20 protein-coding genes are annotated in these 16,827 nt (G+C 37.0%); 18 read left to right on the forward strand and 2 right to left on the reverse strand.

The window, feature by feature from the left end; genetic code table 11:
* Positions 1 to 61 precede the first annotated feature (61 nt).
* The 15 genes from EUC40_RS09305 to EUC40_RS09375 all read left to right on the forward strand — a co-directional run bounded on the left by EUC40_RS09305 (position 62) and on the right by EUC40_RS09375 (position 12,088).
* Positions 62 to 406: a Na-translocating system protein MpsC family protein gene (locus EUC40_RS09305; protein ID WP_071711391.1), complete on the forward strand. Its 345-nt coding sequence runs from the start codon at positions 62 to 64 to the stop codon at positions 404 to 406.
* A 16-nt stretch (positions 407 to 422) separates the two neighbouring features.
* Positions 423 to 1,220 (forward strand): formate dehydrogenase accessory sulfurtransferase FdhD, encoded by a 798-nt coding sequence (gene fdhD, locus EUC40_RS09310; RefSeq protein WP_071711392.1) that lies wholly within the window; start codon positions 423 to 425, stop codon positions 1,218 to 1,220.
* Between the two features lie 20 nt (positions 1,221 to 1,240).
* A complete protein-coding gene (moaA, locus tag EUC40_RS09315) occupies positions 1,241 to 2,257 on the forward strand; it encodes a GTP 3',8-cyclase MoaA (protein ID WP_156574593.1) in 1,017 nt (338 codons plus the stop codon).
* Positions 2,258 to 2,455: 198 nt separating this feature from the next.
* Entirely contained in the window at positions 2,456 to 3,244 is a 789-nt protein-coding gene (locus tag EUC40_RS09320) for a formate channel (protein ID WP_071711394.1), read from the forward strand.
* A gap of 15 nt (positions 3,245 to 3,259) precedes the next feature.
* Positions 3,260 to 4,276 carry a molybdopterin-synthase adenylyltransferase MoeB gene (locus EUC40_RS09325; protein WP_156574595.1) on the forward strand — a complete coding sequence of 339 codons (1,017 nt, stop codon included), beginning with the start codon at positions 3,260 to 3,262 and terminating at the stop codon, positions 4,274 to 4,276.
* Between the two features lie 18 nt (positions 4,277 to 4,294).
* Positions 4,295 to 5,602 (forward strand): molybdopterin molybdotransferase MoeA, encoded by a 1,308-nt coding sequence (locus EUC40_RS09330; protein ID WP_156574597.1) that lies wholly within the window; start codon positions 4,295 to 4,297, stop codon positions 5,600 to 5,602.
* Entirely contained in the window at positions 5,583 to 6,047 is a 465-nt protein-coding gene (moaE, locus tag EUC40_RS09335) for a molybdopterin synthase catalytic subunit MoaE (RefSeq protein WP_156574600.1), read from the forward strand. Before EUC40_RS09330 ends, moaE begins: the two co-directional genes overlap by 20 nt.
* A gap of 3 nt (positions 6,048 to 6,050) precedes the next feature.
* A complete protein-coding gene (moaD, locus tag EUC40_RS09340) occupies positions 6,051 to 6,287 on the forward strand; it encodes a molybdopterin converting factor subunit 1 (protein ID WP_071711398.1) in 237 nt (78 codons plus the stop codon).
* A 122-nt stretch (positions 6,288 to 6,409) separates the two neighbouring features.
* Positions 6,410 to 7,459 carry an Mrp/NBP35 family ATP-binding protein gene (locus EUC40_RS09345; RefSeq protein ID WP_156574602.1) on the forward strand — a complete coding sequence of 350 codons (1,050 nt, stop codon included), beginning with the start codon at positions 6,410 to 6,412 and terminating at the stop codon, positions 7,457 to 7,459.
* A gap of 15 nt (positions 7,460 to 7,474) precedes the next feature.
* Entirely contained in the window at positions 7,475 to 7,699 is a 225-nt protein-coding gene (locus EUC40_RS09350) for a group-specific protein (RefSeq protein ID WP_156574604.1), read from the forward strand.
* A gap of 47 nt (positions 7,700 to 7,746) precedes the next feature.
* A complete protein-coding gene (locus EUC40_RS09355) occupies positions 7,747 to 8,154 on the forward strand; it encodes a nucleoside triphosphate pyrophosphohydrolase family protein (RefSeq protein ID WP_071711504.1) in 408 nt (135 codons plus the stop codon).
* Between the two features lie 182 nt (positions 8,155 to 8,336).
* Entirely contained in the window at positions 8,337 to 8,585 is a 249-nt protein-coding gene (locus EUC40_RS09360; RefSeq protein WP_071711401.1) for a DUF1294 domain-containing protein, read from the forward strand.
* 103 nt (positions 8,586 to 8,688) lie between these two features.
* The gene (gene rarD / locus EUC40_RS09365; protein ID WP_156574606.1) at positions 8,689 to 9,630 is read left to right on the forward strand and encodes an EamA family transporter RarD; all 942 of its coding nucleotides are present in this window, start codon (positions 8,689 to 8,691) and stop codon (positions 9,628 to 9,630) included.
* Positions 9,631 to 9,709: 79 nt separating this feature from the next.
* Positions 9,710 to 10,135, forward strand: a complete 426-nt coding sequence (locus EUC40_RS09370; RefSeq protein ID WP_000447814.1) for a divergent PAP2 family protein — start codon at positions 9,710 to 9,712, stop codon at positions 10,133 to 10,135.
* 99 nt (positions 10,136 to 10,234) lie between these two features.
* Entirely contained in the window at positions 10,235 to 12,088 is a 1,854-nt protein-coding gene (locus tag EUC40_RS09375) for a terpene cyclase/mutase family protein (RefSeq protein WP_156574608.1), read from the forward strand.
* A gap of 72 nt (positions 12,089 to 12,160) precedes the next feature.
* Here EUC40_RS09375 and EUC40_RS09380 read toward each other — a convergent pair whose 3' ends face one another.
* Entirely contained in the window at positions 12,161 to 12,310 is a 150-nt protein-coding gene (locus tag EUC40_RS09380; RefSeq protein ID WP_001035807.1) for a YfhD family protein, read from the reverse strand.
* 132 nt (positions 12,311 to 12,442) lie between these two features.
* Between EUC40_RS09380 and fabG the strand changes: the two genes are divergently transcribed.
* The gene (fabG, locus tag EUC40_RS09385) at positions 12,443 to 13,183 is read left to right on the forward strand and encodes a 3-oxoacyl-ACP reductase FabG (RefSeq protein WP_071711404.1); all 741 of its coding nucleotides are present in this window, start codon (positions 12,443 to 12,445) and stop codon (positions 13,181 to 13,183) included.
* A gap of 50 nt (positions 13,184 to 13,233) precedes the next feature.
* On the opposite strand, the gene dhaS is transcribed toward fabG, so the two are convergent.
* Entirely contained in the window at positions 13,234 to 14,718 is a 1,485-nt protein-coding gene (gene dhaS / locus EUC40_RS09390) for an aldehyde dehydrogenase DhaS (RefSeq protein ID WP_156574610.1), read from the reverse strand.
* A gap of 273 nt (positions 14,719 to 14,991) precedes the next feature.
* Between dhaS and EUC40_RS09395 the strand changes: the two genes are divergently transcribed.
* Together EUC40_RS09395 and panF are read left to right on the forward strand one after the other, a co-directional pair.
* Positions 14,992 to 15,270 (forward strand): YhdT family protein, encoded by a 279-nt coding sequence (locus EUC40_RS09395; RefSeq protein WP_071711406.1) that lies wholly within the window; start codon positions 14,992 to 14,994, stop codon positions 15,268 to 15,270.
* 3 nt (positions 15,271 to 15,273) lie between these two features.
* A complete protein-coding gene (gene panF / locus EUC40_RS09400; protein WP_151628317.1) occupies positions 15,274 to 16,707 on the forward strand; it encodes a sodium/pantothenate symporter in 1,434 nt (477 codons plus the stop codon).
* Positions 16,708 to 16,827 lie beyond the last annotated feature (120 nt).

Consider the following 16,827-nt stretch of genomic DNA (forward strand, 5'->3'; position numbering starts at 1 on the left):
AAGGGTCATTTTGGTAAAATATATACGAAAGTAAAATGAGTGTTTTTGGGGGTATGACTGTATGTCAAAAAAAGTACATGAATTTAATGATATGTTAAGAAAACTTCGAAAGGAACTTTTCGGAAAAGGACCAGAGCGGATTCATACTGTATTTGCTGAAAATATGGCGATTGCAACACTTTATGGAAACTTAACACCTACTGAAAAATTCATTTCAAGTACGATGGATGGTGCAGAAATGGTTCATATGGCTAGAACGAAAATGATTCAAGAAGTGTATGCTGCGAATTCCCGTGAACATTTGGAGGAACTTGTTGGAGCGAAATTAGTAAATCTATTTTCAGATATGAAAGTAGAAGAAGATATTGCGGTTTCGGTATTTGTTTTTGATAAAAATATAACGTGAGAGAAGGATACTGATCGTGAAACCGATACAAGTAGAAAGAGAAATCTTCCGTTATGACAAAGGGTCATTTAAGCATATAGAGGACAGCATTGTAACAGAGTTTCCAGTCACGATTAAAATGAATGGACAGGAGTTTGTTACAATGGTTAGTACTCCAGAATATATAGAAGATATGGTAATAGGCTTCCTAGCGTCTGAAGGAATCATTCGGAAGTATGAAGATATTGATGACATATGGGTACAAGAGAAAGAAGGATTTGTACATGTCACGACGGCAAAAGTGAATCCGTATTACGAACAAATGCAAAATAAACGTTATATTACGTCATGCTGTGGTATGAGTAGACAAGGGTTTGTTTTTGCAAATGATGCACTAAGCACAAAGAAAATGAATGGTGTCCATGTACAGGTGGGTGTAGAAGATTGTTTTCGATTGATGGAAGAAATGCAGCAATCTGCGGAGACATTTCGTCACACAGGCGGAGTTCATAATGCATCTTTGTGCGATGTGAATGGTATTATTTTAAGCCGAATGGATATCGGTAGACATAACGCGCTAGATAAAATTTACGGATATTGCTTAAAAAATAATATTTCTATAAAAGATAAAATCATTGTATTTAGTGGTCGTATTTCTTCGGAAATATTATTGAAAGTTGCAAAAATCGGTTGTGAAATTATATTGTCAAAATCAGCTCCAACTGAGTTGGCTTTGCAGCTAGCAGAAGAGCTGGGGATTACTACAATAGGTTTTATTCGTAATGAGTCTTTAAATGTATATACGCATCCAGAACGTGTTTTAAATATAAAATAAGTAAAAGTGAGGCAATGAAGATGAAATCAGTTACATTAGACAAATTGCAACGTCCGTTAAAGGATTTACGTATTTCAGTTACTGATCGCTGTAATTTTCGCTGTCGATATTGTATGCCAGAAGAAATATTTGGTCCTGATTACTCGTTTTTGTCTAATGATAAAATTTTATCTTTTGATGAAATTGAAAGGATAACACGTATTTTCGTTTCTTTAGGTGTGAGAAAGTTACGAATTACAGGAGGAGAACCGTTACTTCGAAAAGGGCTTCCAAACCTTATTGAGCGGCTTCATAGAATAGATGGTGTGGAAGACATCGGTTTAACAACAAATGGATCGTTACTGAAAAAATTTGCTCCTGAATTATATAAGGCGGGTTTATCACGTGTGACAGTTAGTTTAGATTCCTTAGAAGAAGAGCGGTTTTTCTATTTAAATGGTAATAGAAGCAAAGTGCAAAGGGTTCTAGAAGGAATACAGGCTGCGGCTGAAGTTGGTATGAAAGTCAAAATAAACATGGTCGTGCAAAAGGGGAAAAATGAACAAGATATTTTGCAAATGGCACAATATTTTAAAGAAAATAAACATATTCTTCGTTTTATTGAGTATATGGACGTTGGAAATTATAACGGTTGGGAGTTAAAAGAGGTCGTCTCGAAACAAGAAATAGTAGATGCGATTCATCAAGTTATGCCATTAGAACGGATAGAAGCGAATTATACTGGTGAGGTAGCTACTCGTTATCGTTACGTTGGAAGTGATGAAGAAATAGGAATTATTTCATCTGTCACAGATTCTTTCTGTTCATCATGTACGAGAGCCCGTATTTCTGCAGAAGGAAAATTATATACTTGTTTGTTCGCTTCTAAAGGAAATGATTTGAGAGAACTGCTTCGATCTGAATACACTGACGAGGAAATAACAGATGTAGTACGCGATATATGGAATAACCGAGAAGATCGCTATTCGGATGAACGCTTAAGTAATACAAGTAAAAAAAGAGTGCCTAAAATTGAAATGTCACATATTGGTGGTTGATATATAAGTGACGTTACGGTAAAGCATAGACAAAATGGAAAATGTGCAACGTTTGTAGATTTTCTATTTTATAGTAAAAGTGATGATTGATATCTCTGTAAAAGATGTGCAGAGAGGTTAAGCAGCATTCAAAAACCTTTATTTTGAGGAGGTTTTTTGAAGCTGCTTTTTTATTTGGAGAAAATGGAGGAATTGGTAATGTCATTTCATAAACCGGAACAAATTGCTGAACTCGTAATTGAGGCCGGTGTTCAAAAAGTAAGTCAGACCTTGCCAGCAATGCTTATTCTCGGTTTTTTAGGAGGAGCATTTATTTCATTAGGATTTTTACTTAACATTCGAGTTTTAGGTAATTTACCTGATCGCTGGGGGAGTTTAGTGAATATTTTAGGAGGCGCTGTTTTTCCTATTGGACTCATGCTCGTAGTATTAGCAGGAGGGGAATTAATTACTGGAAATATGATGTCAATGTCTATGGCGCTTTATGCAAAGAAAATTACATTGATAAGTGTACTCAATAATTGGGTTTGGATTACGTTTATGAATTTTGTTGGAGCTATTTTCGTTGCATATTGCTTTGGTCATCTTGGGGGATTAACAGAGGGAGATTATTTAAATAAAACGGTAGCGATAGCAGAAGGAAAGTTACATGAATCATTTGGGAGAACTTTAATTTTAGCAATTGGTTGTAATTGGCTCGTTTGTCTTGCGCTTTGGCTCGCTTATGGGACGAGTGATTTTGTTGGAAAGATAATCGGAATATGGATTCCAATTATGGCATTTGTAGTGATCGGATTTCAACAAGTAGTGGCAAATATGTTTGTCATTTCAGCTGTTATTTTTGCAGGGCATCTAACGTGGATGGACCTTGCTAAAAATTTTGTTCCTGTTTTTATCGGAAATGTAATTGGAGGAGCTGGGTTTGTTGGATTTGCATATTTTGCTTGTTATCAAAAACAACACTCTAATATGAAAAAGAGCTCTTGAGAGGAAGGGTATGTAATGGCTGAGCGGTATTCAAGACAACAGTTATTCAAACCAATTGGTAGTAAAGGGCAAGAAAAAATTCGGAATAAACATGTGTTAATTGTAGGCGCAGGGGCATTAGGAAGTGCAAGTGCAGAAAGTTTCGTACGTGCAGGTATTGGAAAGTTAACGATTATTGATCGTGACTACGTTGAATGGAGTAATTTACAAAGGCAACAATTGTACTCTGAAGAAGATGCGAGAGAGAAAATGCCGAAAGCAATTGCTGCAAAAAATCGGTTAGAACAAATTAATTCGGAAGTACAAATACATGCTTTCGTGATGGATGCAAGTGTAGAAAATATGGGAGATCTATTAAAAAATATAGATGTAATAATTGATGCAACAGATAATTTTGATATCCGATTTGTAATAAATGATTTATCACAAAAACATAATATTCCTTGGATATACGGTTCTTGCGTTGGCTCGTACGGTATGAGTTATACGATTATTCCGCGAAAGACGCCATGTTTACATTGTGTACTGAAAAATGTTCCTGTTACAGGTGTGACATGTGATACCGCTGGAATTATTAGTCCGACTGTTCAAATCGTCGCAGCATGTCAAGTGGCAGAAGCTCTCAAAATTTTAGTGGAAGATTTCTCAGCAATTAGAAAAACGTTTTTCATGTTTGATATATGGAGTAACCAAAACCATATTATAAAACTAGGGAAAATCAAAACAGACAATTGCCCTTCTTGCGGTTTGAATCGAACTTATCCTTATTTATCATACGAAAATCAAACGAGGGTAGCTGTCTTGTGCGGAAGAAATACAGTTCAAATTAGACCAGTAGAAAATAGACAGTACAATTTTGATGATATAGAAACAGTATTAAAAAAACTTGGGAAAGTAGAACGAAATCCGTATTTACTATCTTGCCAACTAGACGATTACCGCATTGTTATTTTTCAAGATGGCCGAGTTTTTATTCATGGTACAAATAATATTTCGAAAGCGAAGCAGCTATATTATCGCGTATTCGGTTAATAGAAAGGGTTGTCAACAATGGAAAGAAGAGTGCCAATTACGGTTGAAGAAGCTGTTCGTAAAGTAATGGGATTTGCTAATGAGGGATTAAAGGAGCTGCTACCTATTGAATTAGCTTACGGACGTATATTAGCCGAGGATTTAGTAGCTGACCATGATGTGCCTTCATTCAATCGTTCACCGTATGACGGGTTTGCTATTAGAGCAGAAGACACTACTTTAGCGAGTTATGAAAAACCGATTGCATTTGAGGTAGTTGGAGAGATTGGGGCAGGATCGATATTTCATGAAGAAATCGGTCCGTTTCAAGCGGTTCGAATTATGACAGGAGCACAGATTCCGAAAGGATGTGATGCAGTTGTCATGTTAGAACTAGCTCGTCAATATGAGGATGTCGGAAACAATTATATGGAAGTGAAGCGATCATTCAAAACAGGCGACAATATTTCTTTTCAAGGTGAAGATGTTCGTAAAGGAACAGTTCTTGCGAAGAAAGGGTCATACATTAATCCAGGTATTTCAGCCCTTCTTGCTACGTTTGGCTATAGCGAGGTGCCAGTGGCGAGAAAGCCTGTAATTGGGTTGTTAGCGACCGGTAGTGAGTTATTGGATGTAAATGATTCCTTACAGCCAGGGAAAATCCGAAATAGTAATACGTATATGATATTGTCTCAAATTCGAAGAGCAGGCGGAAGAGTAAAATATTTTGGGAAGTTTAGCGATGATTTTAATACATGTTTTACAGCTGTAAAAGAAGCGTTAAGCCAAGTAGATATGCTCATTACAACAGGCGGTGTATCAGTAGGAGATTATGATTATTTACCAGCTATTTACGAAAAGTTAGGTGCATCGGTTCTTTTCAATAAAGTTGCAATGCGACCAGGGAGTGTTACGACTGTAGCGCAATTAAATGGCAAGTTATTATTTGGTTTATCAGGAAATCCATCTGCTTGTTACGTGGGGTTTGAATTATTTGTAAGACCTTGTATTCGGACGTATATGTTTAGTGAAAAAGCACATTTAAAAAGAGAAAAAGCGTTATTAGGAGAAGATTTTCTAAAACCAAATCCATTTACAAGGTTTGTGCGAGCAAAACTGACATATAACGAAGGACAGTTAATTGCTTATCCGTCAGGGTTTGATAAATCTAGCGCGGTTTCTTCTCTAGCGGAGACAAATATATTTATTGTACTGCCAGGTGGTACGAGAGGTTATAAAAAAGGTATGTTCGTAGACATTTTCTTGTTGGAGGATAACGAGGGTAGTGAATGGCCTTGGACATTTTGTAAAGTGAGAGGTGGTTCTAATGGGACAAGCGCTATTTGAAATTGTAGATATACCGATTGTAGTTGAAGAAGTAACGAATAAAGTAGCAAGAAGAGAAGCAGGTGCAATTACGACATTTATTGGTACGGTGAGAGAATTAACAAAAGGAAAACGAACGCTACATTTAGAGTACGAAGCATATAAACCGATGGCGGTAAAACAACTTACGAGAATTGGTGAAGAAATGAATGAAAAATGGCCGGACGTAAAAGTAGCAATTACACATAGGATAGGGCGACTCGAAATAATGGATATTGCAGTTGTTATTGCCGTTTCATCACCCCATCGTAAAGTAGCTTATGAAGCGAATGAATACGCGATTGAACGTATAAAACGAATCGTTCCAATTTGGAAAAAAGAATTTTGGGAAGATGGGACGATGTGGATTGGAGATCAACTTGAAAATACGCCTTATCCAGAAGGAAAACCAAAGAAGGAAGAATGAGAAATGATTACAATTTTACTGTTTGCAAATTTGCGTGAGGAAGTCGGATTAGATCGACTAGTAATTTTAGAAAAACAAGAAATGACTGTTGGGCAATTAAAAGAATGGATGAAAGAAAGCTATCACTTGCAATCTTTAGATACTGTAATGGTAGCAGTTAACGAAGAGTTTGTAACAAATGCAGACACGATACAAGTTGGAGATGTAGTCGCATTCATTCCACCTGTTAGTGGAGGATAATACGTGTTATACGATGAGTCATTTCTCATTGGTTGAAAAATAGCTAGATTGATGTATTACAAAAAACTGTATTGGGACATGATGTTATAAATAAGTTAAGAAGACGGGAAGGGATGAGCGCTATGCTTACTCATGAACAAATCATGAATGCTTTAAAACATGTGGAGGATCCGGAGTTACACAAAAGTATTGTAGAATTAAACATGGTTAGAAATATACAAATGAATGGAACTGAGGTTAAACTTGAAGTAGTGCTAACGATTCAAGGTTGTCCGTTAAAGGCAAAAATTCAGCAAGATATTGAAGAATCACTTCATGCAATTGGTGCCTCTAAAGTGGATTTAACATTTGGTTCTATGACAAGTGAAGAACGTGCAGTTTTAACAGAGAAGTTAAAGAAAAATACTAGAACAGAAACTGGTATGCCGAACATGCTTCGCCCGGATTCAGGAGTGCAGTTTATTACTGTAACGAGCGGAAAAGGCGGAGTGGGAAAATCAACAGTGACAATTAATCTTGCAGCTGCACTAGCTCGTATGGGCAAAAAGGTGGGGATATTAGATGCAGATATATATGGTTTTAGTATTCCAGCTATGATGGAAACGAATCAAAAACCAACTATGATTGATCAAACGGCAATTCCAGTTGTTAGTCACGGTGTTAAAATCATGTCGATGGGATTTTTTACAGAAGGAAATAATCCAGTGATGTGGCGCGGACCGATGTTAAATAAATGGATTCAAAATTTCCTTGCGAATACGCACTGGGGAGATTTAGAATATTTACTGCTTGATTTACCACCAGGTACAGGAGATGTTGCCATTGATGTTGCGGCGATGATCCCGCAGGCGAAAGAAATAATCGTTACAACTCCGCACAATGTAGCTTCATTCGTCGCTTCAAGAGTCGGTGTAATGGCAAAGCATACGAATCATGAGATTTTAGGTATTGTAGAAAATATGGCTTATTATGAAGAACAAGATGGATCGAAAAATTACCTCTTCGGAAAAGGTGGCGGTGAAATGCTTGCAGAACAATTGCAAACAGAAGTAATTGCCAAAATACCTTTTGCAAAACGTGAAGAAAATAACGGTTCATCTGTATATGATGAAGATTCTCTTGTTGGAGAAATATTTACATCGTTAGCGGAGGATATTATTTATAGAGGATAGGGGAGGAAGTTTAGTATGGCATGTAACATTGATCATTCTATTAAAGATGTGATGAATAAGCTTGAAAGTCAGAAGAGTTTTTTATCTGAAGAGATTTTTATAGGATTAAAGGGATTTTTACAAGGGAATCATTCACAGGAAATATTAAATGATATTTTTCATCTTCTAAAAAAGTATGATTTAGTTAGTGAAGAAGAACGAGAGACGAGAAAGGCACAATTATTGCACATTATAAGGTAAGGTAAATACTCTTTGGCTTTAGAATTTTTCCAGGAGGGGTGAATGTGATGAATATGAAAAAGATGATTGAAACGATAGAAGCAACAAAAATGAATGACGTAACATTATCGATTCCTCATTTACATCAAAAGCTTGTGAAGTTGTATAGTCAAAAAGATAGTGCAGAGTATACGGAGCTATTAAAATATATTTTATCATTATCCGTGCAGATGGATTTACATTTCGTATTGAAATATTTTGGTGTGCGACCGGTTGTTACTTCAGATGAACGCATGCAATTTCAAGAGATATTTAAATGTCTAGCTAAGAAAGATGATAATGGGGAATGGTTTTTAAATTTGGTTTCTTTATACGTTGGTTTACTTGTAGTGCTTCATTTCGATGAGAAAGAGATTGAGAGAAGCTTTTGGGGTGATATGACTACAGTAGGTGAAGGAAATGAAAAAGAAATATAAATATATACTCATAATATCTTTCTTTTTAATAGCTGTAATCGCGCTTTCTATTGGCTATGTAAATATGAAAGTAATGAATTAAGAGCAACCAACTAAACTAGCATGCTAAAAAGCGTTCTTCAGTTGTTTCCATCGTTTTTTCATGTTACCATTAAGCGAATTTTTCATAGGGAGAGAAAGCGATGAAATGGATTTATTTTATTATTATTAATGTTATAGCTTTTAGCCTTATGGGGCTTGATAAACGAAAAGCGAAGAAGAAACAGTGGAGAACACCAGAAAGTACGCTATTTTTATCAGCAGCAGCTGGGGGAGCAGTTGGGGCTTGGATTGGTATGTATATGTTTCATCATAAAACACATAAAAAGAAATTTGTTTTCGGTATACCATTACTTGTCGTTCTAACAGTATGTTTATTTTGGGTTGTATGAGAAGTGTCGAAAGAATTGCGGATTGATTATTGGTAAAGTAAGCATGTGAGACCGTATAATGGAGAAAAAAGAAAAAAGAGAAAAGAAGAGGAGAAAATGGAAGATGGGGAGTCAAACAGCACAGCAAAAAAAAGGGATAATATATGCGGCTGGTGCTTATACGATGTGGGGAATTCTACCGATTTATTGGAAATGGGTTGAGGAAGTTCCAGCGGATGAAATATTAGCGCACCGCATCGTTTGGGCGTTCGTTTTTATGTTAATCGTTTTAGGTGTGACGAAGAGATTTCGTCAATTTATTGGGGAGTTTGTGAACCTTTTTAAACGACCTAAATTATTAATGTCATTAACAATAGCGTCAGTCTTGATTAGTGGAAATTGGTTTGTCTATATATGGGCCGTAAATCATAATCATGTCATTGAAGCAAGTCTTGGCTATTATATTAATCCACTTATTAGTATTTTACTTGGGACAGTCGTTTTAAAGGAAAAGTTAAACTTTTGGCAATATGTTGCAGTTGGTTTAGCTGGATTAGGGGTTATCATTTTAACAGTACGTTTCGGATCTATTCCGTGGGTTTCTCTATCACTTGCTTTTTCATTTGGACTATACGGATTAACGAAAAAATTGTTGAATTATGATGCAACAATTGGACTGACGATGGAAACGATGTTAGTGACACCGTTTGCGCTCATTTATCTCATTATGACAGGAGTACATGGTTTCGGGTCCTTTGGCTCTATTTCAATGCTATCGACATTACTTTTAATTGGAGCAGGCATTGTTACAGCGTTACCACTTTTTTATTTCGCAAAAGGAGCGCAACTTATTCCGCTTTATATGGTAGGTTTTTTACAGTATATTGCGCCAACGATTAGTTTAATTTTGGGTGTATTCGTATTTGGTGAACATTTCACATCTACTCATATGATTGCATTTTTCTGTATATGGGTTGCATTATTTGTATTCTCGGTAGCGAAAACAAAGTTCTTAGTGCAGAAACAACCAAAATTTATAAAAAATAAATCAGCAAAAGTATCATAATGCGTAGTATTTTCTACGCATTTTTCTTTATACTTATATTATATAGAATTTCCATTATAGCTAGTAGGGAGCTGAGAACATGGAAACAATTTTACATAATGATCCGCTTATGGCCGCTGTAATCTCGTGGTTTTTAGCACAGTTTACGAAAGTAGTTTTTAAATTAGTCAAAACGGGTGAATTTGATTTTGCAAAGTTTTTCGCTTCAGGTGGTATGCCAAGTTCTCATGCTTCAACTGTTACAGCGCTTGCGACAGGTGTTGGAGTTGTGGAAGGCGTGGAAAGTTCCATGTTTGCCATTGCTGCTATTTTTGCCATTATTGTTATGTATGATGCCTCAGGAGTAAGGCTTGCCGTAAGTAAACAAGCGAAAATATTGAATGAGTTTTTTCACGGTAGACAAACAGAATATAAGAAGTTAAATGAGCTTGTCGGACATACACCGTATGAAGTAGTAGTCGGTGCTTTATTAGGGGTTATTGTCGGAGTAGGATATTGCTTATGAGCAGAACATACTATATGTTCTGCTTTTCTTTATTTTCATACATATTCAGCTACCTTCTTGAATATCGTTATACGGATTTCGAAAGGATGGGTGAATAACTTGTTACTATATGAAAAAGTGCATGAAGAAATAGCGAGAAGAGCAACTGCACTTCAAACGATGCAACAGCAAGATGGTACGTGGCGATTTTGTTTTGAAGGAGCTCCGCTAACAGATTGCCATATGATTTTTTTATTAAAATTATTAGGTAGAGATAAAGAGATAGAACCGTTTGTAAAAAGATTAGCATCACTTCAAACGAATGAAGGGACATGGAAATTGTATGAAGATGAAGTGGGAGGTAATTTATCAGCTACAATTCAATCTTATGCTGCCTTACTTGCTTCGAAAAAATATACAAAAGAAGATGCGAATATGAAGCGAGCGGAAAATTTTATTAAGGAACGCGGAGGCGTGGCGCGTGCTCATTTTATGACGAAGTTTTTATTAGCGATTCATGGAGAATATGAATATCCTTCACTCTTTCATTTACCAACACCAATCATGTTTCTACAGAATGATTCCCCCCTCAGTATATTTGAATTGAGTAGCTCAGCACGTATCCATTTAATTCCGATGATGCTGTGTTTAAATAAAAGATTTCGAGTAGGTAAAAAGTTATTGCCAAGTTTAAATCACATTGCGGGCGGGGGCGGAGAATGGTTTCGGGAGGATCGGTCTCCGATGTTTCAAACGTTAGTAAGTGATGTAAAACAAATTATCTCATATCCACTCTCGTTACATCATAAGGGATATGAGGAAGTCGAACGTTTTATGAAAGAACGTATTGATGAAAATGGAACGTTATATAGTTACGCAACTGCCTCGTTTTATATGATTTATGCTTTACTCGCGTTAGGGTATTCTCTTCAATCATCAATGATTCAAAAGGCAATAGCCGGGATAACATCTTATATATGGAAGATGGAAAGGGGGGATCATTTGCAAAACTCTCCTTCAACAGTATGGGATACGGCTTTAATCAGCTATGCGTTACAAGAGGCCCATTTTCCGAAAGATGACAAGATGATTCAACATGCAGCAACATATTTATTAAAAAAACAACATACACAAAAAGCTGATTGGAGCGTACATGCTCCGGCGCTTACTCCAGGTGGTTGGGGTTTTTCGGATGTGAATACGACAATTCCAGATGTTGATGATACAACAGCTGTGTTAAGAGCGTTGGCAAGAAGTAGAGGGAACGAAAAGGTAGATAATGCTTGGCCGAAAGGGATTAATTGGGTTAAAGGATTACAAAATAATGATGGTGGCTGGGGAGCTTTTGAAAAAGGTGTGACGAGCAATATATTAGCAAATTTACCAATCGAAAATGCAAGTGATATGATTACAGATCCTTCTACACCAGATATTACAGGGAGGGTATTAGAGTTTTTCGGGACATATGCGCAAAATGAATTACCTGAGAAACAAAAACAAAGTGCGATAAATTGGTTAATGAATGTACAAGAGGAAAATGGATCATGGTATGGGAAATGGGGGATTTGTTATATATATGGTACGTGGGCTGTTATGACAGGTTTACGGTCACTCGGAATTCCATCTAGCAATCCATCAATGAAACGAGCAGCTTTATGGCTTGAACATATACAGCATGAAGATGGTGGTTGGGGAGAATCTTGCCACAGTAGTGTGGAGAAAAGGTTCGTTACTTTACCATTTAGTACACCCTCTCAAACGGCATGGGCGTTAGATGCTCTCATTTCTTATTATGATAATGAAACACCAATTATTCGAAAAGGTATTTCATATTTACTTGCGAATCCTTATGTGAATGAAAAATATCCTACTGGAACAGGTTTACCAGGTGGGTTTTATATTCGTTATCATAGCTATGCCCATATATATCCGTTACTTACTTTGGCACATTATATAAAAAAATATAGAAAATAAACCGAGAGATATCTCTCGGTTTATTTTGTTGGGTAGTAGGTCCCTGTTGAAAAGAATAAGGTTGTGCTTTCCTTATTTTTCTGTTGACTGGCGTTTTTGACGTGCATCAGCGGCATTTGCACGTGCGTTTGCTTCTAAGTCATCGTGGTCAGCAAGTTCACGAGAGAACTCTACATCAATGCCATCAGTAGCTTTGTTTTGTTTGAAATTTTTTTTGTTCATTCGACACAATCTCCTTGTGTTTATGCGACGTTGCAAAGTTAGTTTGACACAAATAGACTTTTTTATACAAAGAGGATTTGGAAAGCAACGAGCCGAAATATACAGTATAAGTAATAGAAATGGGGGATAGGGATGGAGTTTCTAAATGGGAAAACAGCTGTTGTAACAGGAGCTGCACAGGGAATTGGAAAAGAGATTGCGAGGGTTTATGCAAAACTAGGGGCGAAAGTATTAATTAGTGATGTAAATGAAGAGAAGCTACAAAAAACGACACGTGAGTTATCGGATGAAGGATATGAAGTGAGCTTATATCGATGCGATGTGAGTAATCAAAATGAAGCGAAGTCGTTAATTGAATATGCGGTTCAAAAATTCGGTACATTACATATTTTGGTGAATAATGCTGGAATTACAAGAGATGCAATGTTACATAAAATGGAGAAGTCTTCTTGGGAACAAGTACTGCAAGTAAACTTAACCGGTGTTTTTTATTGCATGCAACCAGCACTTCTTTATATGAGACAGCAAGGGTATGGAAGGATTATTAATATTTCTTCTATTAGTAGAGATGGGAATATTGGACAAGCGAATTATGCGGCTACAAAGGCAGGAGTTGTAGGTTTAACGAAAACAGCGGCGAAAGAAGTTGGAAGTTTCGGTATTACTTGTAATGCAATTTGTCCAGGGTTTATGGATACAGATATGACAAAAACGATACCAGAAAAAGTGAAAGAAAAGATGGTTGGAGCGATTCCAGTTGGTAGAATTGGAACGCCAGAAGATATTGCGAACGCAGCGGCCTTTTTAGCGTCAGAATATGCATCCTATATTACAGGAGAAGTGTTGAATGTGAGCGGAGGGCTACAAGTTTAAAGGAATACATATTGAAAAGAACCTGACCGGATAGGTCAGGTTCTTTTTCGTTAATTTAAGTTTAACCACACGCTCTTCACTTCTGTATAGTTATTTAATGCGTAAGAGCCCATTTCACGGCCAAGCCCAGATTGTTTAAATCCTCCAAATGGAGATGCTGCATCAAAGACGTTATAACAGTTTACCCATACTGTACCTGCGCGTACTTTACTTGCAACATAGTGTGCTGTTTTAACATTTTCTGTCCATACACCAGCTGCCAAGCCGAATTGTGATTTATTCGCACGTTCAATTACTTCATCAATATCGTTAAACGGTATTGCCGAAATAACTGGACCGAAAATTTCTTCTTTTGCGATCGTCATTTCATCATTTACATCAGCGAATACTGTAGGGGAAACAAAGTAACCTTGATCGAATGGATTACTTCCTCCACAAAGTACTTCAGCACCTTCTTCAATTCCTTTTTCGATATAGCTCATTACACGTTTTTGTTGTTCTTCGGAAACGAGAGGCCCGATTGTTGTTTCAGGGTTAAGACCGACACCTTGATTTAGTTTTTTAGAATAGAGGACGAGATCAGCCATGACATTATCATACATTTTCTTCGGAACAAATAAGCGTGATCCAGCAGAACATACTTGTCCTTGGTTAAACATAACACCAGAAAGTGCACCAGGAATCGCGCGAGATAAATCAGCATCTGGCAAAATGATATTTGGTGATTTACCGCCTAATTCAAGTGTAACGCGTTTTAATGATTCGGATGCTTGTCTCATAATTTGTTTACCAACTGGAGTAGAACCAGTAAATGCAATTTTATCAACGAGTGGATGATTAACGAGAGCTTGTCCAGCTGATTCACCAAATCCAGGAACGATATTAATAACACCTTTCGGGAATCCAGCTTCTTCAATTAATTCAGCTAAGTATAGAGCGGAAAGTGGAGTCTGTTCTGCAGGTTTTAAAACGATTGTACATCCTGTAGCAAGTGCTGCTCCCATTTTCCACATTGCCATAAGAAGTGGGAAGTTCCAAGGAATAATTTGACCAACCACACCAACAGCCTCATGGCGTGTATAGTTAAAATAATCACCGGAAACAGGAATTGTTTGACCAACGATTTTCGTAGCCCAGCCAGCATAATAGCGCATATGCTCTATTGCAAGTGGTATGTCTGCTGCCATTGTTTCACGGATTGGCTTTCCGTTATCTAACGTTTCGAGCTGTGCGAGCTCTTCTTTATGTTCTTCCATTAAATCAGCCAATTTGTACATAAGGCGGCTTCGCTCAGCTGTGCTCATGCGAGACCAAGGGCCTTCATCAAAAGCCATGCGAGCTGCAACTACAGCTTTATGAATATCTTCGCGACCAGCTTCAGAAACGACGGCAAGTGTTTCACCGGTTGCTGGATTAGGTGTTTTAAATGTTCTGCCGGAAGCGCTTTCAACGAAAGATCCATTCACATATAACTTTTTCGTGCCTTGAAGAAACTTTTCTACCTTTTCATGAAGATTTACAGCTAGTTGACTCATTGTATAACCCCCTTGAAAATATAATGTAAACGCAGTACGAGACGGCGTTTATTCCGAAATCAAGGATGTGGGAACTAGATGGAAAGCCTCTAATTAAAATCATAATTAACAAATGCTGAAAATTCAAATTTCATTTGTGTTACAATTGTAAAAAATATGTAATGTAAGAGAGTCTTCTATGTGATGATAAAAAATCCTGCTTGTTTTTGCTTTCTAGTAGGAAAAACTAGAAGAACAATGGTACAATAATACATCGTGAGAGGAGGGAGAGAAATGAAGGATTATCATGATGATCCACGCTTTCGAATCGCCCATAGAGAAGCATTAATTGGTCTTGGACTGGCTATTATTAATTTTATAATATGGTACGGATTTGCTTATGGGCTTGGCAGTAAAAACCCAAGTGATTATACATACGTATTCGGTTTTCCAGCATGGTTTTTTTATAGCTGTATTGTTGGATTTGTCGTTATGGTTATTTTGCTTAGTTTAGTTGTTCGTTTTGTATTTCAAGATATTTCACTCGATGAGGAAGAAAAAAGTGAGGAATAATAGATGAATTGGTATGTAATCATTCCAATGATAATTTCGTTTATCGTTGTATTTTTAATTGGTGTCTATGCTTCAAGGCGTGTACAAGCAACGGCACAAAATAAATTTTTGCAAGAATACTTTCTGGGTGGGCGTGAGCTTGGCGGTTTATTATTAGCAATGACAATGATTGCTACGTACGGTAGTGCAAGTAGCTTCATTGGTGGGCCTGGTATAGCATACAATATGGGGCTTGGATGGGTACTATTATCAGCGATTCAAGTTGTAACTGGATATATCGTATTAACGGTTATCGGTAAAAAGTTCGCCATTATCGCTAGGAAGATGGAAGCAATTACTTTGATCGATTATTTAAAGGGAAGATACAATAATAAAGCAGTCGTGATCCTTTCTGCGTTATGTATTATTATCTTTTTATTTTCAGCAACAGTAGCCCAGTGGGTTGGCGGTGGAAGATTAATTGAGTCGCTAACGGGTTTATCTTATACAACAGCATTATTTTTATTTACTTTTTCTGTACTTGTGTACGTATTAATCGGTGGATTTCGTGCAGTCGCTTTATCAGATACGCTGTTAGGCATCATTATGCTAGTTGGAACGACAATCATTTTAATTGCTACTGTCATTGCTGGTGGTGGAATTGAGAAGATTATGCAAGAGCTTGTTCAAATTAATCCGAATTTAATTACACCGTTTGGAGCAGATGGTAGTTTAACGAAATCATATGTGACATCGTTTTGGATTTTAATTGGAATTGGCGTTGTTGGTTTACCGCAAATTAGCGTGCGTGCAATGTCGTATAAAAATTCAAAAGCGATGCATCAAGCGCTTATAATTGGAACGATTGTTGTGGGTACAATTATGATTGGTATGCATTTAACGGGTGTATTTGCACGAGTAGTACTTCCGGGTATAACGGTACCGGATAAAGTTATGCCGCTACTCGCGATGGAAGTGTTACCACCTTGGTTAGCTGGAGTTTTCTTAGCTGCACCAATGGCAGCGATTATGTCTACAGTAAACTCGTTATTGTTACTTGTAAGTTCGTCGATTATTAAAGATATATACGTCAACTACATAAATAAAGATGCGGCAGACAGTACAATAAAAAAAGGAAGTCTGTGGATTACTGGTATCGTAGGGCTGCTCGTTTATGCAGCAGCGATTAAGCCACCAGATTTTTTAATATGGTTAAATTTATTTTCATTCGGTGGATTAGAAGCGGCTTTCATTTGGCCGATTGTGTTAGGGTTATATTGGAGAAAGGGGAATGCAACTGGGGCACTCGCTTCCATTTTAGTTGGGGTAGGCTCATATATGTGTGTTCATCTTTTCTATCCAAATCCGTTCGGTATACATACAGTTGTTTTCCCAATCTGCTTTGCATTTATTGCTTACATCATTGGTAGCATGGTTACCATGAAGAAAAAAATCTAGATAAAATGGAGAACGCAGTCCGTATAGGGCTGCGTTTTTTCGTATAAATTTGTTCTTTTTTATTCTGTATATGTATGGCTATTCATAAATTAATAACAATCGAGGGGATGGAGTTGAGGT

Origin of the sequence: Bacillus luti (assembly GCF_009739945.1) — a bacterium.
GTDB classification, from domain to species: domain Bacteria; phylum Bacillota; class Bacilli; order Bacillales; family Bacillaceae_G; genus Bacillus_A; species Bacillus_A luti.

Coding starts and splice junctions, on each gene's coding strand:
- EUC40_RS09305 (WP_071711391.1), top strand. CDS start 62: ATGTCAAAAAAAGTACATGAATTTAATGATATGTTAAGAAAACTTCGA.
- moaA (WP_156574593.1), top strand. CDS start 1,241: ATGAAATCAGTTACATTAGACAAATTGCAACGTCCGTTAAAGGATTTA.
- EUC40_RS09320 (WP_071711394.1), top strand. CDS start 2,456: ATGTCATTTCATAAACCGGAACAAATTGCTGAACTCGTAATTGAGGCC.
- EUC40_RS09325 (WP_156574595.1), top strand. CDS start 3,260: ATGGCTGAGCGGTATTCAAGACAACAGTTATTCAAACCAATTGGTAGT.
- EUC40_RS09330 (WP_156574597.1), top strand. CDS start 4,295: ATGGAAAGAAGAGTGCCAATTACGGTTGAAGAAGCTGTTCGTAAAGTA.
- moaE (WP_156574600.1), top strand. CDS start 5,583: ATGGGACAAGCGCTATTTGAAATTGTAGATATACCGATTGTAGTTGAA.
- moaD (WP_071711398.1), top strand. CDS start 6,051: ATGATTACAATTTTACTGTTTGCAAATTTGCGTGAGGAAGTCGGATTA.
- EUC40_RS09345 (WP_156574602.1), top strand. CDS start 6,410: ATGCTTACTCATGAACAAATCATGAATGCTTTAAAACATGTGGAGGAT.
- EUC40_RS09350 (WP_156574604.1), top strand. CDS start 7,475: ATGGCATGTAACATTGATCATTCTATTAAAGATGTGATGAATAAGCTT.
- EUC40_RS09355 (WP_071711504.1), top strand. CDS start 7,747: ATGAATATGAAAAAGATGATTGAAACGATAGAAGCAACAAAAATGAAT.
- EUC40_RS09360 (WP_071711401.1), top strand. CDS start 8,337: ATGAAATGGATTTATTTTATTATTATTAATGTTATAGCTTTTAGCCTT.
- rarD (WP_156574606.1), top strand. CDS start 8,689: ATGGGGAGTCAAACAGCACAGCAAAAAAAAGGGATAATATATGCGGCT.
- EUC40_RS09370 (WP_000447814.1), top strand. CDS start 9,710: ATGGAAACAATTTTACATAATGATCCGCTTATGGCCGCTGTAATCTCG.
- EUC40_RS09380 (WP_001035807.1), bottom strand. CDS start 12,310: ATGAACAAAAAAAATTTCAAACAAAACAAAGCTACTGATGGCATTGAT.
- fabG (WP_071711404.1), top strand. CDS start 12,443: ATGGAGTTTCTAAATGGGAAAACAGCTGTTGTAACAGGAGCTGCACAG.
- dhaS (WP_156574610.1), bottom strand. CDS start 14,718: ATGAGTCAACTAGCTGTAAATCTTCATGAAAAGGTAGAAAAGTTTCTT.
- EUC40_RS09395 (WP_071711406.1), top strand. CDS start 14,992: ATGAAGGATTATCATGATGATCCACGCTTTCGAATCGCCCATAGAGAA.
- panF (WP_151628317.1), top strand. CDS start 15,274: ATGAATTGGTATGTAATCATTCCAATGATAATTTCGTTTATCGTTGTA.